Source organism: Achromobacter sp. 413638, from assembly GCF_043119405.1.
In the GTDB taxonomy this organism is placed as follows: domain Bacteria; phylum Pseudomonadota; class Gammaproteobacteria; order Burkholderiales; family Burkholderiaceae_B; genus Achromobacter.
Map to the genome: position 1 here is coordinate 1 of NZ_JBICCO010000162.1, position 3157 is coordinate 3157.

The 3157-nt window shown below is 67.2% G+C and carries 1 protein-coding gene; it reads left to right on the forward strand.

Annotated elements, in window-relative coordinates; all coding sequences use genetic code 11:
• Positions 1 to 3157, forward strand: a 3157-nt coding sequence (locus tag ACEU5R_RS31840) for a hemagglutinin repeat-containing protein (RefSeq protein ID WP_392413888.1), incomplete at both ends; no start/stop codon positions are given.

Genomic DNA, 3157 nt, shown 5'->3' on the forward strand with positions numbered 1-3157 from the left:
CGGCGCCAAGTTCGCGCAGGACAACGGCATCAAGCTCGGCGTCGCGCTGACCGAAGCACAGCAGCGCCAGCTGACCACTGACCTGGTCTGGCTGGTCGAACAGACCGTGACCCTGCCCGACGGCACCACCGAAACCGTGCTGGTTCCGCAGGTCTATCTGCTGGTGCGCGCGGGCGACCTGAAGGGCGACGGCACGCTGCTGGCGGGCCGCAGTGTCAATATTGCCGTGGACGGCAATGCGACCAACAGCGGCACCATCGGCGCGCGCGAGGCCACGGTCATCACCGCCGGCAATATCGTCAACCAGGCCGGCGGCGCTATTCAGGGCGGCAGCGTTAACCTGGCCGCGCGCGAGGATCTGAGCAATCTGGTCTCGTCGATCAAGGGCGGCAAGGTCGTCTTGAGCGCCGGACGCGATATCGCGCTGACGTCGACCTCGGCGTCGGAGAATTACGGCAGCAGCTGGGGGGCGTACCTGACCGGCGTGGCGCGCGTGGATGCCGGCAGCCTCTCCATGCAGGCCGGCCGCGATCTGACGCTGACCGCCGCGCAAGTGGCGGTCAAGGACGATGCGCGCCTGCAAGCCGGGCGGGACATCGCCCTGGATACGCTCACCGAAAGCCACGGCGATCGCATCGCGCGCGGCTCGCGCAATCGTCATGAAACCCGCAGCAGCCGGGATATCGGCGCCGACATCGCCGCCGGCGGCAACCTGACGCTGGTCGTCGGCCAGGACATCAACGCGCGGGCGGCGAACGTCACGGCGGACCAGCAACTGGTCGTGGGCGCCGGGCGCGACGTCAACCTCACGGCAGGCTTGGAAACGGCCTATGCCTATGACGAGAGCTATAGCAAGAAGCGGGGTTTGCTGTCGTCCAAGACCACCCACACCATCAGTTCATCTGATCAGACGCGAGCCGTGGCATCCACCTTCTCGGGCGGCGTTGCCGTCGTCTCGGCGGGGCGGGACGTGACGCTGCTGGGGTCCAACCTGATCGCCGAGCAGGACTTGCGAGTTGCCACCGGCCGCGACATTCAGGTGCTGGCCGCGGAAGAAACCTACACGAGCTACCAGTACGAGAAGGTCAAGAAGTCCGGCATAGGCGCAGGCGGGGGCTTGAGCATCGGCTACAACAAGCAGGAGCGTACCGACTGGATCAAGGGCGTCAGTGGCGGCTACGCGGGCAGCACGGTGGGCAGCACGGCCGGGAACCTCTACCTGGACGCCGGCCGTGATGTCGGCGTCATGGCCAGCAGTCTGCTGGCCCAGGACGGCAATATTTCCGTTGTCGGCCGCGACGTCGACATCGTCGCGGGCCTGGGACAGGCGCGGCAGCAGGAATATCACGCGGTCAAGCAATCGAGCCTGACCATCGGCATAGGCGGGGGAGGCGTGCTGGGCGCGGCCCAGCAGATCCAGGGCACGCTGATGCAGGCAGCCGAGGCCAAGGACAGCCGTCTGGCGGCCGTCAAGGTCGGCCAGGCGGCCTACCAGGCCGTGCAGGCCAACCGCTACATGGAAGCGGCCAGGGCGGAGGACGCGACCGCGGCCACCAAGGAGCAGGCCAGCGCGCAGCTCCAGATCAGTATCGGTTCCAACAAGTCCGTCAGCGAAACCCGACGCACGCAGGAAACCGCATTCGGGGCCTCGGTGATGGCTGGAGGCAAGGTCGCCATCGTGGCGCTGGGCGAACAGGGCGCGCCGGACTCGGGCAGGCTGTCCGTGGTTGGCAGCGACATCGTCGGCAAGAACGTGCTGCTGGCGGCCAGCAGCGATCTGCTGCTGCAAGGCCAGGCGGAACAGGCCACCGAAATCTCCAAGAACAAGAGCAGCGGCTGGAAGCTGGGCGTGGGCATTGGCGCGAACGAGGGCGGCAGCGGCGTGGGCATCAACGTCTTCGCCAACGCCTACCTGGGCAACGGCAAGGCCAGGGGCAACGGCACGACCCACCGCGAGACCCAGGTCAGCGCGCGCGACGAATTGATGCTGATCTCGGGCCGCGACACATTGATCGAAGGCGCGCAGGCGCGCGCGGACCAGATCCGCGCCGACATCGGCCGCGACCTGGCTCTCTCCAGCCAGCAGGACAGCGATCGCTACACGTCCAGGCAAACGCAGGTCAATGCCGGCGGCAGTTTCAGCTTTGGGTCGATGACCGGCAACGCCTACATCGGCGCGAGCCAGAACAAGACCAAGTCGAACTTCGACAGTGTCATCGAGCAGACGGGGTTGTACGCGGGCGCGCAAGGGTTCGATATCAACGTAGGCAGGCACACGCAACTGAACGGCGCGGTGATCGCCAGCGAAGCGCCGGCTGCCAGGAACCGTCTGTCGACCGAGACGCTGGGTTTCAGCGATATCAAGAACGAAGCCGCCTACTCGTCCACCACCACCGGCATCAACCTGGGCATGTCGGGCGCCTTCGACAAGAAAAACAAGGGCGACGCGGTGGGCGGATCGCCGTCCGGCCTGAGCTTCGCCAGCACTAGCGGCAGCGCCTCGGGCACGACGCGGACCGCGGTGGCGGAAGGCCAGATCGAGGTCCGCGCGGACGCGCTCAACGGCCGCGATAGCACGGCAGGTCTGAGCCGCGACACGGCTGGCGCGAATGGCAGCATCGGCAAGATCTTCGACAAGGACAAGGTCCGGGAAAAGCTGGAATTCCAGCAGGCGCTGGGTCAGCTGGGAATGCAGATCGCGGGTGACGCGCTGAAGGACCTGGCGAAGCAGGATCCGGAGACCTGGGGCGAAGGAAAGATCGGCAGCATCGCGCTGCACGCCGGCGTGGCTGGCGCCGCTGCCGCGCTGGGTGGGGGCAACGTGGCGGGCGCGATCGCCGGTACGGTGGCGGGTGACGTGGCCGCGAGCGCCGTGCGCGAGCAGATCAATCGCGCGGTGGCCGACCTCCCGCCGGAACTGCGGGAGACGGCCGAGCGGTTGATTCTGAATACGGTGGCGGCAGCGGCAGGGGGGCTGGCGGGAGGCGTGAGCGGAGCCGGCGGGGCGGCGGTTGCGAACATGTACAACCGGCAGCTGCACGAAGAAGAAGGCGAGCTGATCCGCAAGAAAGCATCAATCTACGCGGAGCGCCAGGGGATCAGCATCGCAGACGCCCAAGCCATCCTCACTGGACAGGCGCAGCGCCAGGCGGATTCG